The organism is Mariniblastus fucicola (assembly GCF_008087665.1).
GTDB lineage: Bacteria > Planctomycetota > Planctomycetia > Pirellulales > Pirellulaceae > Mariniblastus > Mariniblastus fucicola.
The window spans coordinates 1,311,840-1,332,460 of sequence record NZ_CP042912.1 but is presented as its reverse complement, the minus strand read 5'-3'; the positions used below and the strand labels follow the sequence as shown (position 1 = coordinate 1,332,460).

General features: G+C 53.8%; 17 protein-coding genes. 10 read left to right on the top strand and 7 right to left on the bottom strand.

What is annotated here, in order from left to right; translation table 11 throughout:
• Positions 1–151: 151 nt before the first annotated feature.
• On the bottom strand, positions 152–1,069 hold the full coding sequence (locus MFFC18_RS04825; protein ID WP_075081821.1) for a squalene/phytoene synthase family protein: 918 nt from the start codon (positions 1,067–1,069) through the stop codon (positions 152–154).
• Positions 1,070–1,263: 194 nt separating this feature from the next.
• Between MFFC18_RS04825 and ispH the strand changes: the two genes are divergently transcribed.
• The 3 genes from ispH to lnt all read left to right on the top strand — a co-directional run bounded on the left by ispH (position 1,264) and on the right by lnt (position 6,372).
• On the top strand, positions 1,264–2,205 hold the full coding sequence (gene ispH, locus MFFC18_RS04820; protein WP_075081980.1) for a 4-hydroxy-3-methylbut-2-enyl diphosphate reductase: 942 nt from the start codon (positions 1,264–1,266) through the stop codon (positions 2,203–2,205).
• 175 nt (positions 2,206–2,380) lie between these two features.
• A complete protein-coding gene (locus MFFC18_RS04815; RefSeq protein ID WP_075081822.1) occupies positions 2,381–4,330 on the top strand; it encodes a prolipoprotein diacylglyceryl transferase in 1,950 nt (649 codons plus the stop codon).
• A 326-nt stretch (positions 4,331–4,656) separates the two neighbouring features.
• Positions 4,657–6,372, top strand: coding sequence for an apolipoprotein N-acyltransferase (lnt, locus tag MFFC18_RS04810; protein WP_157664994.1), 1,716 nt, complete (start codon positions 4,657–4,659; stop codon positions 6,370–6,372).
• A gap of 82 nt (positions 6,373–6,454) precedes the next feature.
• Here the strand turns inward: lnt and prfA are convergent, their stop codons facing one another.
• Positions 6,455–7,522: a peptide chain release factor 1 gene (gene prfA, locus MFFC18_RS04805; protein ID WP_075081824.1), complete on the bottom strand. Its 1,068-nt coding sequence runs from the start codon at positions 7,520–7,522 to the stop codon at positions 6,455–6,457.
• Between the two features lie 262 nt (positions 7,523–7,784).
• On the opposite strand from prfA, the gene MFFC18_RS04800 reads away from it, so the two are divergent.
• Positions 7,785–9,563 carry an adenylate/guanylate cyclase domain-containing protein gene (locus MFFC18_RS04800; RefSeq protein ID WP_075081825.1) on the top strand — a complete coding sequence of 593 codons (1,779 nt, stop codon included), beginning with the start codon at positions 7,785–7,787 and terminating at the stop codon, positions 9,561–9,563.
• Between the two features lie 38 nt (positions 9,564–9,601).
• Here MFFC18_RS04800 and MFFC18_RS04795 read toward each other — a convergent pair whose 3' ends face one another.
• The 3 genes from MFFC18_RS04795 to MFFC18_RS04785 all read right to left on the bottom strand — a co-directional run bounded on the left by MFFC18_RS04795 (position 9,602) and on the right by MFFC18_RS04785 (position 11,355).
• A complete protein-coding gene (locus MFFC18_RS04795) occupies positions 9,602–10,120 on the bottom strand; it encodes a hypothetical protein (protein WP_148618648.1) in 519 nt (172 codons plus the stop codon).
• A gap of 221 nt (positions 10,121–10,341) precedes the next feature.
• Positions 10,342–10,797, bottom strand: a complete 456-nt coding sequence (locus tag MFFC18_RS04790) for a hypothetical protein (RefSeq protein ID WP_075081827.1) — start codon at positions 10,795–10,797, stop codon at positions 10,342–10,344.
• A 225-nt stretch (positions 10,798–11,022) separates the two neighbouring features.
• Entirely contained in the window at positions 11,023–11,355 is a 333-nt protein-coding gene (locus MFFC18_RS04785; RefSeq protein WP_075081828.1) for a hypothetical protein, read from the bottom strand.
• 249 nt (positions 11,356–11,604) lie between these two features.
• Between MFFC18_RS04785 and MFFC18_RS04780 the strand changes: the two genes are divergently transcribed.
• Positions 11,605–12,240, top strand: coding sequence for a sigma-70 family RNA polymerase sigma factor (locus MFFC18_RS04780; protein WP_157664995.1), 636 nt, complete (start codon positions 11,605–11,607; stop codon positions 12,238–12,240).
• 10 nt (positions 12,241–12,250) lie between these two features.
• A complete protein-coding gene (locus MFFC18_RS04775) occupies positions 12,251–15,082 on the top strand; it encodes a serine/threonine-protein kinase (protein WP_075081831.1) in 2,832 nt (943 codons plus the stop codon).
• Between the two features lie 32 nt (positions 15,083–15,114).
• Here the strand turns inward: MFFC18_RS04775 and MFFC18_RS04770 are convergent, their stop codons facing one another.
• Complete coding sequence (locus MFFC18_RS04770; RefSeq protein ID WP_075081832.1) at positions 15,115–16,296, bottom strand: hypothetical protein; 1,182 nt, start codon at positions 16,294–16,296, stop codon at positions 15,115–15,117.
• A gap of 178 nt (positions 16,297–16,474) precedes the next feature.
• On the bottom strand, positions 16,475–16,984 hold the full coding sequence (locus MFFC18_RS04765; protein WP_075081833.1) for a ferritin: 510 nt from the start codon (positions 16,982–16,984) through the stop codon (positions 16,475–16,477).
• Positions 16,985–17,306: 322 nt separating this feature from the next.
• Between MFFC18_RS04765 and MFFC18_RS04760 the strand changes: the two genes are divergently transcribed.
• The 4 genes from MFFC18_RS04760 to MFFC18_RS04745 are packed head-to-tail and all read left to right on the top strand — an operon-like array spanning position 17,307 to position 20,593.
• Entirely contained in the window at positions 17,307–17,579 is a 273-nt protein-coding gene (locus MFFC18_RS04760) for a hypothetical protein (protein WP_238381127.1), read from the top strand.
• 58 nt (positions 17,580–17,637) lie between these two features.
• Positions 17,638–18,327 (top strand): ABC transporter ATP-binding protein, encoded by a 690-nt coding sequence (locus tag MFFC18_RS04755; protein ID WP_075081835.1) that lies wholly within the window; start codon positions 17,638–17,640, stop codon positions 18,325–18,327.
• A complete protein-coding gene (locus MFFC18_RS04750) occupies positions 18,324–19,514 on the top strand; it encodes an ABC transporter permease (RefSeq protein WP_075081836.1) in 1,191 nt (396 codons plus the stop codon). Before MFFC18_RS04755 ends, MFFC18_RS04750 begins: the two co-directional genes overlap by 4 nt.
• Entirely contained in the window at positions 19,493–20,593 is a 1,101-nt protein-coding gene (locus MFFC18_RS04745; protein WP_075081837.1) for a metal ABC transporter substrate-binding protein, read from the top strand. Before MFFC18_RS04750 ends, MFFC18_RS04745 begins: the two co-directional genes overlap by 22 nt.
• Positions 20,594–20,621 lie beyond the last annotated feature (28 nt).

Below are 20,621 nucleotides of genomic sequence, written 5' to 3'. Positions count from 1 at the left end.
TACCTCTTTCGAATCGGGATTCCCAGAGATGGGGCTGCACCATTTACCCCGGTTTTTCCCGCACAATACGACTCCGACCGAGGGCGAATCGAATGCAACGAATTTGCGGCGAGTGGAGGGATTAGCAGATGCACACCTCGAATTCTGCATATCAATGATGGTCGTTGCGATTTGGAATAATCGGTATCCCGCCTTCGACGCCAAGAACATGTCGGGATTTGAGGCCTAGCAAATCTCTGCGGGTAAGAACGCCTTGAGGGTTGTAAATGCTCTCAGGTTCAAGCCTCAACCGAGTCAACATCCGCCAGTGCATACACAGCAGTGACGTGACTGATCTCGCGCCGTCAAAATTCAGATACGGAATCAGTTTTCCGGCTTCTACAAAAAGTTTCTCTAGCCGAGAAGCAGTAAAGCGAACGAATCGCTTCAGTTCCGGGCACTCCTGCTTCATTTTGACTCGATGGATTTCGAGCTTGAATCTGTCGAGATCCTCTGCTGCCAGGAAGTTTCGATTCGCCTTCAAATCGGTGTAGCACTTCGCAAGTCGTTGCGTCAAAAAAATTGCTTTGCCACACTTGAGCGCTGGAACTTCATAGCCCGGTTTGCTTACGCCAACAAGTTTGCATGACGCGGCCATCGCGCTGCCGCCAAGGTTCGATGCAAACGTATCGAGCTGCTCCCAGGTTTGAAAATTGCGAAACCGAATCCAGTAGTCGGCTCCATTGACCATGTCGAAAATGAATTGCTTGGGGATTTGATACCGCTCAACGACCGCCGCCAGTGCAGCTTGTTCCGCAGTCGCCGGATTTCCGCAGAACGCGTCGCTCAACTCGTCCCGAATCTCTTTCCACACGTCCAACGGCAAGCCTTCGGAGCTCTCAAGATCCAACATGTCCAGGCAACGAACGAGGTGGCTTCCGAGCACATCAAGCTCGCGGCGTTTTTCGCCTGGCAAGTTATTACAGACCCAGATGCTGTCTCGAAACATGCTTCGAACCGCCGAGCGAGCACTTTTAAAGCCGCGTTGCAGGGTTTCGTTGGACGTGGGCATTGGGATCGCAGTCGCCATGTTTTCTTCTCCGTGGTTTGCCGCAATTTTAAGGGCAACGTTCTTTCAGATAAAGCAGACAACCCTGCTATCGGAGGTTGGCGAACGGCGGAAGCAACCTAAAATGCCTGCAGAACCGAACCGCCGGCGCGAAGCACTGTCGACGCGACCTTTTTGTTTTTCAGGATCATGGTTCGGACGAAACTGGAGCAGACATGAAGATACTGTTGGCAAACCCGCGTGGATTTTGCGCTGGCGTGAACATGGCGATCGAAAGCCTTGACCTGACGCTGCGCGAATTCGGTGCTCCGGTCTACGTCTACCACGAGATTGTGCACAACAAATACGTGGTCGAATCCTTTAAGGCCAAAGGCGCGGTATTCGTGGAGACGCTCGAAGAAGTCCCTCCCGGTTCGGTGTTGCTGTTCTCCGCTCACGGTGTCTCGCCCGAGATTCGTCGTGTGGCGAAAGAGAGAAACCTCAACGCGATCGACGCCACATGCCCGCTGGTAACCAAAGTTCATCTTGAGGCACTCAAGTACGCCCGAGAAGGATACAAAATTTTCCTGATTGGACACGAGGGTCACGACGAAGTCATCGGTACGATGGGGGAAGCACCCGAAGTCATGATCCTGGTTGAATCCGAAGAGGACGTGGACAAACTGGAAGTCGATCCGGAATCCAAACTGGCGTATCTGACTCAGACAACGCTATCGGTGGACGATGCGAACCGGATCATCAAAAGGCTTCGCCAGCGGTTTCCAAATCTTGTCAATCCTCCGAAGGAAGACATCTGCTACGCGACGCAAAATCGACAGGAAGCCGTGCGATTGATCTCTTCACGTGCGGACCTGTGTTTGGTGCTGGGCAGCCAAAACAGCTCCAACAGCCAACGCTTGCGAGAGCTTGCAGCCGAATCGGGAATCGATGCTCATTTGATCGATGGAAAACAGGATATCGACAAAGCATGGTTCGAAGGCGTGGAGAATGTGCTGATCACGGCCGGAGCAAGCGCTCCGGAAACCGTTGTCGAGGAATGCGTTGACTGGATTTGTGAGGCTTACGACGCAGAAGTCGAGCCAGTCGTAATTCGTCAGGAAAATGTTCATTTCCCGCTCCCGAAACCGCTCCGGCAACTGAGCAAACCGAAGGGCTAGACCGGCATTGGGGCTAACCCGCGCCAGGCCACAGTTGTTGCGCAATCGCTACAACCCTGTCGACTTCATCGCGAACAGTTCGAATTTTGGAGTCATTCTCCAAACGACGACCTAGGTTTTACGCGTCCCGAAATTCGTGGCATTGCCTCACGAATCCCCAATAACTGTAAAACCCATGCCTGAAGATCACACACCATTGATCGATACCGAGAATGCCCACTCGGACGAATTGCGATATAGCGCAGAAAGCCATTCGATACCGGCCATCCCAGCGGAAGCTCTGGCGTCTGAATCTGATGCTGACGATTCCGCGCTGGTCGATCGAACGCAGCAACTCATTGATGAAGTCAACCAGTTTCTCGGCGGCGGTCCTGAAACGGATCCGGCGTTGACGGTTGAAGACGACGAAGAAGAAGTCGACTTGAGCGACTCCGTAGCGACGCTGAAGAATTTCCTGAACGATCTGAAAGCCGACGATTCTGATTCAACAACCGCGGCGGAACCAATCGAAACCACAGACGCTGGGGAAACCAGCAGTCTTGAGGCCGAATTGCACTCGGTTTTTGAGCAAACCACCGCAACCGAGGACGAAGCTCCGGCCGAAATTACGGCTGCTCTTGAGCACGCCACGGAGCGAGAGAGTATCGTTCCAGATGAGCCTGCTGTTGAATCCGACACCGATGCTATCGCTGACCCCACAGTCGGCTCTGAGACTGTTGACGTCTGCGATAGCGAAAACGTGGCTGATATCGTATCTACGACGTCGGCGATTGGCGATGAACCGACGGAACATTCTGCTAACTCATCAATCGATCCTGAGCCGGAAAGCGAACAGGGCTCAGGTTTTGATCTTGCAGCACTAGAAAGCGTTTTCGAAGATCAAATTACAGATTCATCAGACGCTGAACCAACGGTTGCTGAGCCAACGGTTGCTGAGGAAACGGTTGCTGAGGAAACTGCAATCGCAGAACCTGCTGCCGAAGCGTTGCCGAGCGAATCTTTTGAGGAGAACTCGGTCGAAGAATCCGCAACCGAAATGATCGCAGCAGAGCAAACCGCGACTGGATTGGACCTCGAGCCTGGAAGTCCTGAAGAACCGTCCGAACCAGACGCTCTAGACGCTGAGAGTTCGGCAGTTCAGTCGGACGAATCGTCTGCCGATCCAGTGTCTGAATCGACCGACGAAGCCGATGAGAAGAATTTGACTCAGAAGTATCTCGAAGAACTGCGCAGCGCGTTCGACGACGACCTCCCGGAATCATCCGAGCCAGAGTCATCTGAGCCAAAGTCAAGCGAACCAGAATCAACCGAATCAGAGACGACGGTATCAGAACGAGTCGACGGTCTTCCGGAGAATGACGAGCCAGAGGAAATAAGCGTCGAAAGCTGGTTAGCGTCAAACGTCAATGAAGTTTCATCGCTTGAATCGCCAGCGAACGCAAATCCAGAAACCGACGCAGCACTGGAGACAGACTCCGGTGTCGTGACCGCGCTGCAGATGCCTGCCGAATCTCCGGTCGAAACACAACGCAATCCCGCACCGATCCAGGAAACCATCCCGCAGTCGAATCTTGAAACGCAACCGACGTTGCTGTATGAAGACTCGGACACGGAAACTCTCGATGACAGCCAGCTGTCGGACGAACGACTTATTGCTCTTGAGGCATCGTTCGCGAAACGGCTGAGAAACCTGGAAAATCGACTGGGCGGAATGTTTTCGTCGCTTTCCAATCAAATCGAACAACTCGCCCACGGTGGCGCTGCTGTGTCTCCGCAAGCCGGCGCTGCAGTCGCGAACGTCAATCCAGCGGCTCACCAGGACCAGGTCTCCGATCCGGGAAAGCTGGAACAAGGACCTGTCGAACAGGCTGCTCCTGCCGGCGGAGAGAAGATCGAGGTGCTGAAAGAGCAGTTAACTTCGAAGCTTCGCGAAGCCGAAATCGAACTCTCGATCAACCGTGCCAAGCTCAGCCAACAACGGGCTTCGATTGAGCAGATGCAGGCCGATCTGGAGCGTCGTGAGGCGGCGTTGGCGGCGAAGTTGGAACAGTCCAAAAAGAGCATTACCGCTGCGGAAAAGAAAACCGGTTTGATGGATCGCTGGAAACGGCATCTGGGCGAGTAGAGTCCGCCGAAATTTCGTCGGCGCAATAAAAAAACGCGGCCGACTTCGTTGGTCGTCGTGCCGCGTCTTGAGTGCAATTCCGCATCGAGTTGATGACGCGATCGTGCACGAAAGAAAGTTGTTTGCCCGCAGGCGATGATTTGTTTTGCAAGTCTCTGCCGGCTTTTCATCGCCATCAAAATGGCTCTGCGTGACGCTTTTCTGACGGGTTCCGGATATGCCGATAAGCCAATTTTGGCGATGCAGGAAAGTTGTTCGGCAGATTGGCATCGCGAAGGTTTCGCTGCCCCGTCATAATGCCGGCTTCCAAACAGCCGGGACGGAAGATGGCCAAACGACGGAAACGAAAAAAGAAGCAGGAACGCTCTAAGAATCGCGGCTCAGAATCCTCAGCGGCTGATTCGCTGGCGGCATCGAGTTCAACTCGACGCGATTTCACGGCGTTGTTCTTTTCGCTGCTCTCATCGGCCATGTTATGGCTGGCGATGCCTGGACCAGGACGGGGCATTTACTCGCTGGCGTGGATCGCGATGGTGCCCACAGTCTGGCTGATTCAATCGCCGATTTTACCGCATAAACTGCTGCGACAGGTCTGGATCGCGAACCTTGTTTTCTGGCTTGTCATGTTGCATTTCGTGCGATTGCCGATCTGGCTGCTATGGTTTGGCTGGTTCGCGTTGGCCGCCTACCTTTCGGTCTACGGCCCTCTGTTCGTCTCAATTAGCCGCACTTTGGTTCACCGGTTTCGAGTGCCAACAGTCGTCGCGGTGCCGCTGGTGTTCACGGGGCTCGAATGGGTTCGTGTGAATTTTCTATCCGGGTTCGGAATCGGTTGCTTGAGTCACACGCAGTACAGAAACCCGACCAGCATGCAAATTGCGGAGTTCTTCGGCGCGTACGGCATCACTTTCGCGATCATGTTCGTTGCGGCCGCAGTTTCCGTGGCCAGCAGTTTTGCCTGTCGCCGACTTTCGGCGTCGCCGACCGTACCCACACGGTTTGCTCATGTCGCAATCGCCGTAGTCGCGTTGGCCGGCGTTTTCGTTTTCGGATCGCAGCGTCTGGCAAAGGATGCTCAATTGCGAAAATCAGCGGAAGCTCACAAGCATCTGAAGGTTGCGCTAATCCAGACTTCGATGGACACCATTCTGAAGCCGAAAACGGCAGAAGAAGTTCATCAAGAGTTTCTTACACGAGGCGAGCTGACTCATTCGGCCCGATTGATCGCCAAAGACCTGGACTTGATCGTGTGGCCTGAGTCAAGTTTTCCGTACGGGCTGGTTCTTTCTGATCTCGATGCGAATTACACCGCGGAACTTTTCGCGGAACAACAGATGCTCGCCTGGGAGTCGGCGACAGGGTATCCGAACCTGTTCAACGACGCCGTGCCATTGTTGGTCGGTTCGAGGACGAGCGATCCGCAAGCCGACGTCGACTACAACAGTGCGTTGTTGTTCGACGATCGCGGCAAAGTCAGCGTGGCGTATCACAAAAACCATTTGGTGATGTTTGGTGAGTACTTTCCTGTCGTTCGCTGGATTCCGTATCTGAAAGATTTTCTCAAAGGTTTCAGTTCGTGGACGGCGGGAACGGAGTCGGTGCGGATGCAGATCGGTGACGTTGCGATCGCGCCGAGCATTTGTTTCGAGTCAACGGTGCCGCATTTTGTCCGGCAGCAGATCAACAGTCTGGAGTCCGCGAACGAACAAGTCGACGCGATGGTAAACGTTACGAACGATGGCTGGTTCTTCGGCACGAGCTGCCTGGATTTGCATTTGGCCTGCAACGTCTTACGAGCCGTTGAGATGCGGAAGCCGATGTTGGTTAGCGCGAACACCGGTTTTTCCGCTCACATTGATGAATTCGGACGACTGGTTGAAGTCGGTCCACGTCGCCAGGAAGCCACGTTGATTTGCGACGTCCGCGTGCCGCTCCCGACAACGACGTTGTATCGAAGCTGGGGAGCGTGGTTCGCATTCGCGTTGGGTTGGCTGACGGTTGTCGCCGGATTGGCTGGACGATTCCTGCCGCTGAAAGATTGACTTTCGCGCAGCACGGTCGTTTCCAGAAATTCGCGATCCTCAACGCCGAATGCTTTTCGACGTTTCATCGCAGGCCGACAATCTACTGCTCCATCGATTCGCGAAGTGTCTGACGGTCATGCTCGATCAACGCATCCGTCAACAAGCTGACGTTGCCAGCGATGATCTGGTCCAGCTTGTAAATCGTCAAACCGATTCGGTGGTCGGTAACGCGGTTGTCCGGAAAGTTGTAAGTGCGAATCCGCTGACTGCGGTCGCCCGAACCGACCAGCGACTTTCGTTCGTCGGCCCGTTTCGCGTTTTCGGCACGCTGGAGGTGCTCGTAGATGCGAGACTTCAAAACGCGCAACGCCTTCGCCAGATTCTTGTGCTGACTCTTTTCATCCTGAATCGCGACCACGATTCCGGTCTCATGGTGAGTCAGCCGAACCGCTGAATCCGTTTTGTTGACTTTCTGACCACCGGGACCGCTGGCGCGATAGTTGTCCCGACGATAGTCATCCGGCTTCAAATCAACCTCGACGTCTTCTGGCTCTGGCAGCACCGCGACGGTCGCAGCCGAGGTGTGAATACGACCTTTGGTTTCTGTTTCAGGAACGCGTTGAACTCGATGTCCACCACTTTCATACTGCAGCTCACGATAGACGCCTTCGCCTTCGATACCGACCGTCACCTCTTTAAAGCCGCCGATTTCGTTGGCACTTGAATCGATGACTTCCATCTTCCAGCCCTTGGTCTCGCAATGCTTCTGGTACATCGTCAAAAGATTGCCTGCGAATAAAGCCGCTTCGTCGCCGCCGGTTCCGGCACGAATCTCCATCACGCATCGCGATCGATTGGCATCTTCGCCACCGATCGTCATATCCAGCAAGCCCGCCCACAGCGTTTCACGCTCCACGGTCAGCGATTCGATCTCAGCTTCTGCCATTTCGCGTTCATCGGCATCATCGCTCTGAGCCATCTCACGAAGCTCGTCCATCTCGGCGATCAATTCCTTGTACCGCGAGTACTTTCCGGCCAGCTTCGCCAGCGACCCATGCTCACGCGCGACAGCCGCCATCTTTGTCGGATTGCCCTGGACTTCAGGGTCTGACATTTGTTTTTCGAGATCGAGGTAACGATCCAGTTTTTGATCCAACATTTCACGCATTGGAAATTCCTGTTTTGAGAGAGTTGCCAGCGAGAAATTGGCTGGCCAGCCAAGAAAAAATCACACAAAGAAATCGCACGCAGAATTCCCGGCTAGGAATCGAACATTGATGCGGCAAAAGTGATTTTTGAGGTGAAATCAGACATGGTTGGTGGTGTCAGAGTTGGCTTACAGACGTCAGAATAGATCACATGCAGGTTCCTGACAACAGGATATGACCTCGTTGCGGGACACGGGAATCACGGAGAGGTTCGGCGGACTAATGTTTGAGCTTATTGCACAAGGCCCCGGCGCGGACAACCGCTGGCGGGTCGAAATCAAGACCAACCACCCGATGGAACTTGGTCGCGAAGCCCATCCTCTGAAGGCGGACTGGGACAGCCAAATTTCCCGACGCCATGCGATCATTACGCTGACCGAAGAAGACCTGCTGGTCGAGCGTTTGGCGGCGGCGCGAAATCCTGTCTTTTTCGGCGGCACCGAACGCGACTCCTTCCGGCTCAAACCCGGTGAGCACTTTGTCATCGGGAGCACAACGTTCATGTTGACGAACGAGGTCGCTTTGCCGACGCTCGACGTCCCCAACCCGGTGACGCAGCGCAGCTACACGGCTGAGTTCCTTCGTAGCAATGTCGAGTATGTTGATTCCGATCGGCGCATCAAGGTGTTAAACCGGTTGCCGGATTTAATCTCGAATTCTGGCAGCGAGCGGGAACTGTACACGCGATTCGTAAATACACTGATGGAAGGCATTGTATCGGCAACGTCCGTCGCCATCTTTCGACAGTCAGACCATCCAGACGGCAGTCGTGCCGCGACCGAAGTCATCCATTGGGATCGACGCCGCTTGACCAGCGGTGATTTTTCGCCCAGCGAACGACTGATCAGCCAGGCGATCAAGGAAGGCCAGGTCGTTGAACACATCTGGAACCAAACGCGTGCCGGTGGTCCCGAGTACACGATGGACATGGATAACGACTGGGCTTTCGTCTGTCCGCTGACCGGCACCGCGACGCATGGCTGGGGGATTTATGTGACCGGCAAGAACCGGGTCTCTGCAATCGCGGGGTCTGATTCTGCATCGAGTTCGGGCGAACTGGACTTGCAGGGTGACATCAAGTTTTGCGAACTGATTGGATCGACGTTGCAGAACTTGCTGGAAGCCCAACGACTGGAGCGTCGTCAGTCGAGTCTGCGATCGTTCTTTTCGCCGGTCGTATTGGAGGCTTTCTCCGACCACGATCCGGAAGACGTTCTGACTCCGAAAGAGTGTGAAGTCTCCGTGCTGTTTTGTGACCTTCGCGGTTTCTCCAAAGCGTCGGAGCAGATGGCCGGCGATCTGCTGGAGTTACTTTCTCGCGTCAGCAATTCGCTGGGCATCATGACGCACTCGATTCTTGAGCACGGCGGTGTGATTGGAGACTTTCACGGTGACGCCGCGATGGGATTTTGGGGCTGGCCGTTGGATCAAAGCGATCGCGCGATTCGGGCGATCGACGCTTCGATGCAGATTAAAAAAGAGTTCGCTCGCATCAACTCCGACCCGGATCATCCGCTGAAGGACTTTCAAATGGGAGTCGGAATCGCGACCGGTCCGGCGGTAGCGGGAAAAATTGGCACCAGCGATCAGGTGAAAGTTACTGCGTTCGGACCGGTGGTGAATCTCGCGTCGCGGCTCGAGGGCATGACGAAATGGTTCGGCGGTTCGATTTTGCTTGATGAGGAAACGGTGACACAGGTGCGAGACCAACCGCATCATTTCACGCTGCAGAGGCTGGGAAGCTTTCTGCCGTTTGGTCTGAGGACGCCCTCGGTGGTCCATCGCGTGGTCCCTGTTGATCTAACCGATCCAACCATACTGGAAAAGTATGACGATGCGTTGGTCAAGTTTGAATCGGGGCGTTGGAGTGAGGCGGGCGAAACGTTGGCAGGACTTGGCGATGAACCTTGCAGCCAGTTTTTGCTGCAGTACATCCGAAGTCATGCTGACTGCAAGCCGCCGATGGGATTCAGTGGCGTGATTGAATTGAGCAGCAAGTAATGTAGAGATCTTGCTCGCCGCTGTCGGCACGAAGCAGTCTACAAATCCTGATTGGGCCACAGGCTTTGCAGCCAACCCGAAATCTCGACGGCGCAGAAGAAAGCGCTGATCAAACACAGCAGAATTCCGACCATGGCCATCTTTCGATGGTTCGACTTCAATCCCCACAGCCCCAACGCAAGTCCCATAAACGAATTCAGGATTGCGTACGACGTGATAAACGATCCGGCAAACGACAACACGCCCAGCACGATTGCTCCGACAGCGCCGCCTTTGGCTGCGAGGTGAGCCATTGGCGACGGTGGGCTTTTGGATGAAATTTTTCGAGGAACGAGTACCGTCGGATCGTAGGCAACCGAAGGGACGACCGTTGCAGCAACAACGGCTTCGGCATCGACTATTTCAGTGTCCGAGATCGCCGAAGTAGCACTCCCTTGCGGCGGTGAGTTTTGTTCGGCGGGTGTTTGCGAATCGGACCAATCGCTGATCAGTTCAGCAACGAACTGCTCTTCAGACTTTTCAGCTTTCTGTGGTTCGTCGTTTGATTCAGTATTCATTTTCGCTTCGCAGCAACGATGGGCCTGGACATCGGATTCCGAATTGTAGCCCACCTGCTGGGCGACCGCCAATTGCAAGAGAGCCTTACTGAGCAGAAAGCTCAACCGCTTTTACGGTCCACACTACTCGCGCAAATCCACGCGACTTCGAATCGGGCACGAAAAAACCCGCTTGCGAAATCGCAAACGGGCTGGTGACTTTTTCAGAAAGCGTCGATTGGCTATTCTTCAACGCCTTGAGCTTTACCCATTTCGGCAACGACGTCTTTCTCGAGCTTCGTTCCAACCAACAGGCCGGCAGTTGCAAGATCTTTGATGGACATCGATTCTTTTTCAACTTCAACAATGACTTCGTTGAAATGGGCAACCATTTCGGTTCCGATTTCTTCAAGGGCTTTGGTTCCCGCGTCCTTGTCTTTTTTCTTCAGGTCTTTGGCAGCGTGAATACGCTTTGTGTAGTCCTTGCCTTTGAAGGCTGTTTTGAACTTCAGACCAAAGGCGTTGTTGATCGCCTTGTTGCTGCCGGGATGACAGGCGGAACAGGAAACGGATTTCAGCCCGTAGCGTTCCTTGAGCGGATCTTTGAGAAAGTCATGAGCGTCGGCGCTACTATTGAAAAGCAGACAAACGAAGCACGCTGCTGCTGCGGTAGTCAGAATTCGTTTGAGGAAAGTCATGGATTTCTGGTCCTTGAAAAATCAATTTAAAATGGAGACTCTTGCTTCAACCATCATTAAACACAGGTCGTCCCTGTGAGTTCCGAATTCGGAAGATTGAGGCAAATACCTGAATTTATTGTCAGCTTTTTTCGGCTGGCGTGGTGAAAGGTGCGTTTTACTACGAGATTACGTAGTCTTTGTGAATGAGTTCAAACTGAACTCGTAGGCTTAGCAGCCTCCTCCTCACCCGCCCATTGAGCCACGAGCTTTGGCGTCCTCGGCTTTCTGAATGAAGGCTGTATCGCGTGTTCCTTCGAAAGCTCGACGGTAAGTTTCGCTCAACGCGACGAAGTTAAACTTGTCGTTGGGCTCAAGCTCGATCACGCGTTCGGCGTGTTCGACGGACTTGAGATGCTCATCGATTTTTCCGTACAGAACTGACAGAGTCAGGTGCCCGCGAGCAAACGTGTCATCAATCGCGACGGCTTCTTTCATCTTCTCAATTGCTTCAGGAATGTTCCCGTCTGCCTTGAGCTGATCGACTTGCCGTTCTATCGCCAAAATCTCTGGTGTCATCGTATCTCCAAATGGTTTGGCGGAGTTTCAGTTCGCCATTTCTTCCGTAATCGTGGTCAGCGAATCGTCGCTATCCAGCCGTCATTGTTGTCATTGCCCGTATTTCGTCCAGAACACAAACGCGAAAACAGCCTTACCAGGCGTCAATCACGAGAAAAATGGGCTGAAACCGATTACACTGACGGCTGGACTTTTCAGATTTTCCGCGTCCGAAACGATTGCGGCTTGGGTTCAATGATGGGAAGAGTCTTGGAAAAAGACGACGATTTTGAGCTGGATACCGTAAGGCTGCTGGTCGAGCAGGCTCGCGATGGAGATATGCAAGCCAAATCTGAGTTGGCGACGCAAGTCCAAAGCTACCTGACGATGATGGCCGATCGGAAGCTTAATCTGTCTATCCGCTCCAACGTCAATCCGTCAGACATCGTGCAACACACGTTGATCCGGATGGTTGACGGAATCGAAAAATTCCGCGGGAAAACACGCGCTGAATTTTTCGGCTGGCTCAACGCGATTGTGCAGAACGAGTCATCGCGGGCAAACCGACATTTTCGCAGCCAGAAACGCGATGTCGGTCGCGAGCGATCCTTCGGTCACTCAGAAAGCGAATCATTTTTTTTCGCCGAACCAAGCGACGCCCAACCGACGCCTCAAACCAATGCGCTTTCCAAGGAGCGGATTCAACTGCTGCATACGTTGCTGAAGAATCTGACCGATGAGCACGCCGACGTGATCCGGCTGAGGAACCTTGAGCAACTTTCGTTTCGCGAGATCGGCGATCGGATGAATCGAACCGAAGGTGCGGCGACCAAGCTGTGGAATCGGGCGATCGCAAAGTTTCAAACAGAGCTGGAAAAAGTCAACGAAGAACCGGAAGACGATTAGTCAGAAAATTATGGGCTCGGAACACACTTCTCGCGATGCGATCGATTTCCTGTCTCTGGTGCGCCAGGATCTGAAGGATCTTCGGACCTGTTCGGACAACAACAGCACGGTCGTCACCAGCCGGTTTGCAGAAATCGAAATGGCGACGATCGAGAGCGATGCCGACGAAACGCCTGCTTACATGGGACGGTTTGAAGTCATCGAAATGCTGGGGGAGGGCGGGTTCGCACGCGTTTTTCTCGCCAATGATCCGAATCTTGATCGTGATGTCGCGTTGAAGGTTCCCAAACCACACGTTTTGGTTTCGGCGGAATCGCGGGCCCGGTTTGAACGTGAAGCAAAATCTGCGGCGATCCTGAGCCATCCGAATATCGTGCCCGTTTTCGAAAGCGGATCGGTCGGTCCGATTCACTTTATTGCCAGCGAGTTCTGCCCCGGACCGACGCTGCGGCAATGGTTTACAAATCTCAAACGCAAACCCAGCCCGCGAACGGTTGCAGAAATCGTGGCTCGCTTGGCGGACGCGCTTCAGCACGCACACCAACGCGGCATCATTCACCGTGATCTGAAACCGGCCAACGTGATTTTGGTAGATGGCGACAAGGACCTGCCTTCGCGGTTGCGAATCACGGATTTCGGTTTGGCCCGTCAGCTTTCCGGTCAGGATTCTTTGACCGCAATCGGTGCGATCGTAGGCACGCCAGCCTACATGTCGCCCGAACAGGCCAGCGGGACGACAGAAATCGACCACCGGACTGACGTCTACTCGCTGGGCATGATCCTTTACGAGTTGTTGACCGGAATCAGCCCATTCAAGCGTAAAAATCATGCGGCATCGATTGCAGCGGTAATCAACGAGCAAGTTCCTGCGATCCGCGGTGCGAATCCGTCCGTCGACCGCGACCTCGAAGCGATCTGCCTTAAAGCAATCTGCAAAGAGCCCGCTGATCGTTATGAATCGGCACACGATCTCGGTGCGGATTTGCAGCACTGGATCTCTGGCGAATCGGTTTCCGCGAGGAAGACTTCTTCGTTTGGACGGTTGCACCGATGGGTGAAGCGGAACCCCATTCTGGCGTCTTCGATGCTGTTTGGAGTGGTAAGCCTCGCATCAGGCTTTTACGTCAGCACGTCACAATGGAGACAGGCTCGAGCCAATCTGGAACTTTCGATCCAGCAGCAACATCGTGCAGAAAACAACGCGGCAGAGCTCCACGCGACGATCGTGAAGGCTTTAGAAATGTCGGTCGATTCCCTTGAGCAGAACCTGAACGTGACTCCGGTCCAGCAGAAGGTGATGGACGAATTGATGCAGGCTCACAAACGCCTGATCGATGAGGAAGCAGAAGTCTCGATTTCGACCGACACGTTTGAATGTTACGGCCGCTTGGCAAGAATCTATCGGACTACCGGGCGATACGCCGAATCGGCTGCGGTCTGCGATCAAGCAGAAAACATGATTGAGAAATGTGCCAAGTCCGAAGAGGGGATCGCGCAGTTTGCGTTAAGCGCCGCGGAGATCCATCTGCAACGAGCTTTGCTCGCCGACGACATTCGCGACCAGGAGAAACGTGAGATGGCGTTTCAGACGTCAATTCAATTTTTTGAGAAAGCGGAACCGTTTACGGACCGGCTAACATGGCTGGAGAAAGGCTTTCGCCTTCATCGAAACCATGCGTTTTCTCTTCATGACATCGACAGCCAGAACTGCCTGCAGGCGTTTGAGATGGCTGCGACTTTCGCGAACGAAGCCTACGAACTCGCACCCGAAAACGAATCGGCGAAATACAACGCGGCGATGTGGTACAGCGACATGTCGCATGTCAGCCACTCCGGTCAGGGTTGGCAAGCAAGGCTTGAGTTGCTCGAAGAAGCCGAACGGAGATTTATGGAGATTGCGGCAATCCCGGATTCGGAACTGGATTGTCGCTATCGGCTGTGTTACATCCGAAACGAAATGGCTCGCTTCCTGCGCGGAGGCGTCAAGGATTACGATCGAGCCGAAGATTACTCTCGCATGGCGATCGAAGGACTCCAGGAACTCATCGCAGAATTTCCGGGGCAACTCAAATACACCAATCGGCTTTCGCACGCGTGGCTGAGACTGATCAGCATCCATCGTGATCAGGGCAAGTTCGCGGAAGCCCTCGCGTTGATGCCCGAAGCCCGAAAAGCTCACGAGAAAGGCATGCCGCATCGGGTCGATCGACGGATCGCGGAGGGCCTGATCGCAGAAGGAGAGATATGGGCGGACGAATACAATGACTTTGCGAAGGCCGAAACTGCGTTTGACGAAGCGATTACCCAGCTTGAGTCCAGCGAGGAGTTCTCGCTCGATGCGTCTCACATCATTGACGTTTTACTGGAAGCCTATCGTCAAAAATCGATTCTTTACGACAAGAAAGGCGAGCGTGAGAAAGCGGACGTCGTAATTGGCGACGGCTGGCGACTTTCGGTGCAACGAGCTCTCAAACTCCCCACCGATCGAAACATTGATTCGGCGGTTGATCGCGGGACATACTACGTGAAACGAATTGGGCAACAGGGTCATTTTGGATTGGCCAAGTCCGTGCTCGACACGCTCGCCGAAGCCGGCGCCGATTCGCAATTCGCCCAATACGAAACCGCGGTCGCGTGGGCGAGCTTGGACTATATGCAGCGAGAACTGGGCAAGGAAAAGAAAGACTGGGATGCAAGCCGCAGCAAATCGATCGCGTGTTTGACAAAGGCCATTGACCTTGGATTCAACGACCTCGAGCGGCTTAAAGCAGAACGTTTCTTTCGCGAGTACCGCCATCTGCCAACCTTCGAAGCCTGCTGCGATCGCGTGAAGGTTCAGTAGGCCAGCGAGCCTCGGACAAGCATGGTCGTCTCTCAGTTGGCTGGTTCGACCTTGATCTTCGCTTTGAATTTGCCTGTCCAGCGATAGCCCGCGTTGTTCACGTAGTTGTCCGGCATCGCGATTCCCAAATACAACACACCGGATTTTTCAGCCCGGAAGCTGTGATCCGATCCGACGCTGATCACGGTTCCGTCCGAGCCGATCCTTGCTGCCAGCGCACCGTTGCTGATGCCGTTCCAGTTTCCCTGATTGGGCAATCCGTCCGGAGACGCCGATTGACTCCAGTTGGTCCACTGCACGATTCCGGTCGCTGTGATCGTGACCTTGTCGCCTTTGCTCAGGCGAATTTTCGTGCTCAAAGGTTTCTTTTGAAAGAACGTTGTCCCCGGAACGGAAACTGTCTTTCGCAGCGATTGCGATTTTTCGATCACGCCACGATCGGAACGTTTGACGTCGCCAAGCATGATTCGCAAGTCACCGATTTTGCTTTTGACCTGAAACTCTTTCTGCACGATCTTGCCAACGATAGCAAAGTCTGGAGTTTGAATCCGGTCGCCATGGCTGATGCCTTGTTGGCTGCCAACGCCTTCTTCGCCATCGTCCTCGTCGAGCATCCCTTCGACTTCTTCCTTGATCTTCACGAGATGCTTTTTGCGTTCCGCGTCACCGCCATCATCCAGATCCGGAATCATCCCCGCCAACATTGGCCCCATCGCCACCAACTCGCGATGAGCTGACTCACGAGTTTTAAATTCGCGATCGCCCAACTGTTCTACCAACCCTTCGACTTTGGCGCGCAGCTCGGGCAAGCTAACCAGTCCGGGCCGAAAATCGACCAAGCGATCAATCGGGATCTGCAAGTTGCCGAACTCCGTCTCAACATCGATCGCGGGAATGCTGACGATCCCGCTGACGACGGTTCCGTCCCACATTTCGAATCGGAGAAACTGCGGATCAACCAAAGGACTATCGGGCTTCAGCGACTCCGTACTGACGGCGTGCTCTTCATCGTCGGCCGCCGCACCAGCGGTCGCGTCATCGGCATCCGGCTGAACGTCCTCTTCCCCTTGGCATGCAAAACATGCCGGGGGAGCGATGCTGAAATGAAATGCGGCGCCTATTGCCAAAGCGATTGTGACGGCGAATCGCGCGGTGACTGAACGGATGACTGACATGACTTGTTCCGGTGGCTGTCCAAAAGAGTTGACGTTCATTTTGGGCGATTGTTGCTCCAACAGCCAGAAATTCTTTTGCGTAGCGCAGAAAAAATCCGCTTCAAAACGGGATACTTTGGAAAAGTAACCGGTTTGAGCGGAGTTTGGCGAGAGCCGAGAAATTCAGCAGCACGCGACAAGGTTGCGAAAACCGAGTGAGTCCCGGCAATGCCAGGAACTAGGCGTCCGCTTCGTCTTCCATCTTGCGAGCCGACAATTCACGATCGATCAGGAACAATCCGCTGGGATTGTCCTTCACCATCCGAAGCTGGTCGATGACGGTTTGAGTCGTGGCTTCCTCTTCGACTTGCTCGTTGACGAACCATTCAAGGAACACGTCGGTGGCGTGATCGGATTCCTGACGGGCGAGATCCTTCAGCTTGAAAATACACGAGGTGATATGCTGTTCGTGTGCCAGCCCTTTCTCGAAAAGTTCCAGCGGCGTGACGTCGCCCACTTCAGGTTTGCCGATCGATTCGAGATCAATTTCTCCGTTGCGTTCAAGGACGTAGTTAAAGAACCGATCTGCGTGAGCCAGTTCTTCCTGGTACTGCATTTTGAACCAGTTCGCGAAACCAGACAGCCCCATGCTGTCGGATTTCGCCGACATCGCGAGATAAAGATAGGCAGAAAAAAGCTCTTCGTTGATCTGCTTGTTAAGCGCTTCATTGATAGATGAGCTGAGCATTTCTATGGTCTCCTTGCGGAAAATGGTTTAGCAAATTTCAGGCACCGACGGAAAAACCCATTTCGGATCGCGGTCAAAAGTGAATCTGTGACGATCGAAAAATGAAAGCCAGAATCGCGTTGAACGTGTCTGTCGGAGGCGGCCTGAACGCAGCAGGCTAACGGGAACGAGGTAACCGGGGCAACCTTTATTTGCCTGTGGCCCGATGTTTATCGACATTTTGTGCGAACTGTCGACTTTTTTGGCTGCCATGGACCAAACGTGTCGGCCCGCCCGCCAATGATAGGAGTGTCTTGAAGGCAGGTTCTTACCGGAAGAAAAAATGGTTGCTCTTACTCAACAATCCAACGACATTCGAAAAGCCATGATCGCCCACGATGACTATGTGGTTGAAATGAAATATCGTGACCGAAAGGGACGGCTTACCACTCGCGTCGTCAGCCCCATTCGGTTCATGGGCAAGGATCGATTTCTGGCATTGTGCCTGTGCCGCGAAGAGCCTCGCATGTTCTGCATGGACTTTTGTGAAGATGTTCGCCTTCAACCAGCCTGGAACTACGTCATGCCCGTGAAGATGGAAGAATCCACTAACTAAGTTACATCCATCGTTGCCGCTAACGCTCGACGCTGAATTTCGACTATCATCACCCAAGATGATCGAAATCCAAAATCTTGAATTCTCCTGGCCGAAATCCACCTTCGATTTGCGGATTGATGCGCTGCAAATCTCTCCCGGCGAAAAACTGGCCATCATCGGTCCCAGCGGCAGCGGAAAAACGACGCTGCTGAATCTGCTCGCAGGCATCGAGATCGTCGATCGGGGCGAACTGAAAGTGCTCGACACCGAATTGGCAAAACTGGGCGACGCTCAACGGCGTAACTTCCGCGTTTCGAACATCGGGTTCGTTTTTCAACAGTTCGAGTTGCTGGACTATTTGACTGTCAAAGACAACATTGCCTTGCCATTTCTGGTTAACCAGAATCTTTCCAGCGAGAAAGCCCATTTGGGCAGCGATGACGCGATTGCGAAACTGGCCGAATCCATGGGGATCGGCGACAAGCTTCGACGGCATCCGCAAAAACTGTCTCAGGGCGAAAAGCAACGGGTCGCGATTTGCCGTGCTCTCGTCGCGTCACCGAAACTGATTCTGGCGGACGAACCGACTGGCAACCTTGACCCGGCCAACAAACATCGGACATTGGACTTGCTGTTTGAACAGGCGGCAGCCAACAACCAGACGCTGATCGTCGTGACTCACGACATGAGCATCATCGACGGATTTGACCGCACGATCGACTTCTCGCAATATCACGCCAACAGTGCCGCGGAGGCGTCCGCATGAATGGTGCTCTCAAACTGGCCTCACGCTACATTTTGTATCATCGCGGGCGTTCGCTGATTCTGATGAGCTGCATTTTTCTCACGCTGGTGTTGCCAGTGTGTTTGGGAATTCTGCTGCGACAGTTCAGCCAACAGATCGCAGCCCGAGCCGAATCGACTCCGGTTGTCGTGGGCTCGAAAGGCAGTCAGCTGGATCTGGCATTGCACGCGATTTACTTTTCCCGGGCCCCCGAGACTGCGATCACGTTCGCCGAAGTCGACAGGATACGCGATTCGGGTTTGGCGACACCGATTCCGCTGCATGTAAAATTCAAGGCTCAGGGTTTTCCGGTCGTCGGGACATCACTGGAATACTTTTCGTATCGAAATCTCGAAATCGAATCGGGCGAGTCGCTGGCGATGCTGGGTGACTGCGTCGTCGGTTCAGGAGTCGCCAACAGCCTCGACGTCAAACCGGGCGACCAGATTCTCACCGACCGCGGCAGCGTTCTTGATCTGGCTGGCGAGTATCCTTTGAAACTGAACGTCGTTGGAGTCTTGGGCCGTTCCGATACAGCGGATGATAAAGCGATCTTTGTGGATCTGAAGACTGCGTGGGTTATCGAAGGTCTGGGCCACGGACATCAGGACCTTGAGAATGCTGAGAACGAAGGTGACGTTTTGGGCCAAGACGGGAACAACATTGTGGCCAGCGCTGCAGTGCTTCCGTACACCGAGATTTCTGAATCAAACATGGCTTCGTTCCATTTCCATGGCGATCCAGGAAGCTTTCCAATCACGGCGTTGATCGTCGATGCTCCTGATCTGAAGAACGAAACGATTTTGGAAGGCCGCTATCGCGTTGGCGACGACGACGCTGCTCAACTGGTTCGACCACCGAATGAGATCCGGGAATTGATGGCGTTGGTGTTTCAGGTAAAACGTTTTTTCGATGCCAATGCGATCATTGTTGCGATCGCTACGCTGGCTCTTTTGGGTTTAGTCGTGATGTTGTCGTTGAAATTGCGGGCACGAGAGATGGAAACCATGTTTCGGCTGGGATGCAGCAAAGGCACCATGTTGTGGATTCAGATTGCGGAGCTGGGAATCGTTTTCCTGGCAGCAATCTGTTTGGTCGCGATCGCTTCGTCGGTCGTTTGGTTTTACGCGGATGAGGTAGTACAGCGATGCATCGGTGGAAGTATTTGAGTCGTCAACTCTCTGGTCAAAAATCTGTCGGCAAGCCTGGTGAGAGAGGTCTGGGCATTGCAACTGGGTGGATTCCCCGAGTCCCTGCCAGTCGATTCGCGGTCGCGGTGTTGCTGACGCTGTGTTCCCTGGTCGTGTATTCCGGGTGTGAGGCGAAACGTTCGACCGACGGCGAAGCGACTGCAAACAAGCTCCACCAACGCGTCGCGGTAACGAATTATCCGCTGTACTGCATGGTCAGCTCGATTTGCCGCGATCCCGGTGGGCCTGTTCAGGAAGTCATTTACGTTGGTCCACCGCAGGGTTCCGATTCACATTCTTGGATGCCTTCGACAGCTCAGATTCGCGATTTGCAGAAAGTCGACTTGATCATTTGCAATGGTCCGGGTGCGGTGTTCGCAAACTGGATGGACAAGGTCACGATCGACGAAAGCAAACTTGGCACCACCACCGACGCGATCAAACTGGAAGAGTTCGTGGTCGTCAAAGACTATCAACTGGTTCACTCCCACGGACCCGAGGGTGAGCATTCGCACTCGTGGGTCGTGGCTCACAGTTGGTTGTCGCCGAAGATCGCTCGCCGGCAAGCAAAACTGTGCCACGAACGCCTGGTTTCGACTTACGGAGACAGTTCTCAACTCGCCAACGGTTTTGCTGAATTGCAAAAGAAGTTCGACGTCCTTGAATCGGCTCATGAAAAAATCATGACTGATCATTCAGACATCGTCGTCGCAAGTTCGACTCCGGAAATCCAATATTTGACTCGCAGCCTGGGCTGGAGCGATCGATATCTGCAGTGGACTGAACCTCGTGACGAAGCGCAGGCCAAATCCGAACTGGAAGCGATGCGTTCGAGAGTCGGCGGCAAAGACAACGAAGAAGCGGTTGTCGCAAACGAGACGCTGTTCCTTTGGTCCGGCGACGCGATCGAAGAGCTCGCGCCATTGGTCAAATCGAACTGGCCGAAGAACGCGACAATTGACCTGATCGAGACTCCGGAGAGTGACGATTCCGATTTCGATGGTTACTTCAAACGAATGTCCGCGAACCTGGAACGAATTGGTGACTTGTTTGATTGAGCCCACCAGTCCACAAAGCTTCGAACCT

Coding starts and splice junctions, on each gene's coding strand:
- MFFC18_RS04825 (WP_075081821.1), bottom strand. CDS start 1,069: ATGGCGACTGCGATCCCAATGCCCACGTCCAACGAAACCCTGCAACGC.
- ispH (WP_075081980.1), top strand. CDS start 1,264: ATGAAGATACTGTTGGCAAACCCGCGTGGATTTTGCGCTGGCGTGAAC.
- MFFC18_RS04815 (WP_075081822.1), top strand. CDS start 2,381: ATGCCTGAAGATCACACACCATTGATCGATACCGAGAATGCCCACTCG.
- lnt (WP_157664994.1), top strand. CDS start 4,657: ATGGCCAAACGACGGAAACGAAAAAAGAAGCAGGAACGCTCTAAGAAT.
- prfA (WP_075081824.1), bottom strand. CDS start 7,522: ATGCGTGAAATGTTGGATCAAAAACTGGATCGTTACCTCGATCTCGAA.
- MFFC18_RS04800 (WP_075081825.1), top strand. CDS start 7,785: ATGTTTGAGCTTATTGCACAAGGCCCCGGCGCGGACAACCGCTGGCGG.
- MFFC18_RS04795 (WP_148618648.1), bottom strand. CDS start 10,120: ATGAATACTGAATCAAACGACGAACCACAGAAAGCTGAAAAGTCTGAA.
- MFFC18_RS04790 (WP_075081827.1), bottom strand. CDS start 10,797: ATGACTTTCCTCAAACGAATTCTGACTACCGCAGCAGCAGCGTGCTTC.
- MFFC18_RS04785 (WP_075081828.1), bottom strand. CDS start 11,355: ATGACACCAGAGATTTTGGCGATAGAACGGCAAGTCGATCAGCTCAAG.
- MFFC18_RS04775 (WP_075081831.1), top strand. CDS start 12,251: ATGGGCTCGGAACACACTTCTCGCGATGCGATCGATTTCCTGTCTCTG.
- MFFC18_RS04770 (WP_075081832.1), bottom strand. CDS start 16,296: ATGAACGTCAACTCTTTTGGACAGCCACCGGAACAAGTCATGTCAGTC.
- MFFC18_RS04765 (WP_075081833.1), bottom strand. CDS start 16,984: ATGCTCAGCTCATCTATCAATGAAGCGCTTAACAAGCAGATCAACGAA.
- MFFC18_RS04760 (WP_238381127.1), top strand. CDS start 17,307: ATGGTTGCTCTTACTCAACAATCCAACGACATTCGAAAAGCCATGATC.
- MFFC18_RS04755 (WP_075081835.1), top strand. CDS start 17,638: ATGATCGAAATCCAAAATCTTGAATTCTCCTGGCCGAAATCCACCTTC.
- MFFC18_RS04750 (WP_075081836.1), top strand. CDS start 18,324: ATGAATGGTGCTCTCAAACTGGCCTCACGCTACATTTTGTATCATCGC.
- MFFC18_RS04745 (WP_075081837.1), top strand. CDS start 19,493: ATGCATCGGTGGAAGTATTTGAGTCGTCAACTCTCTGGTCAAAAATCT.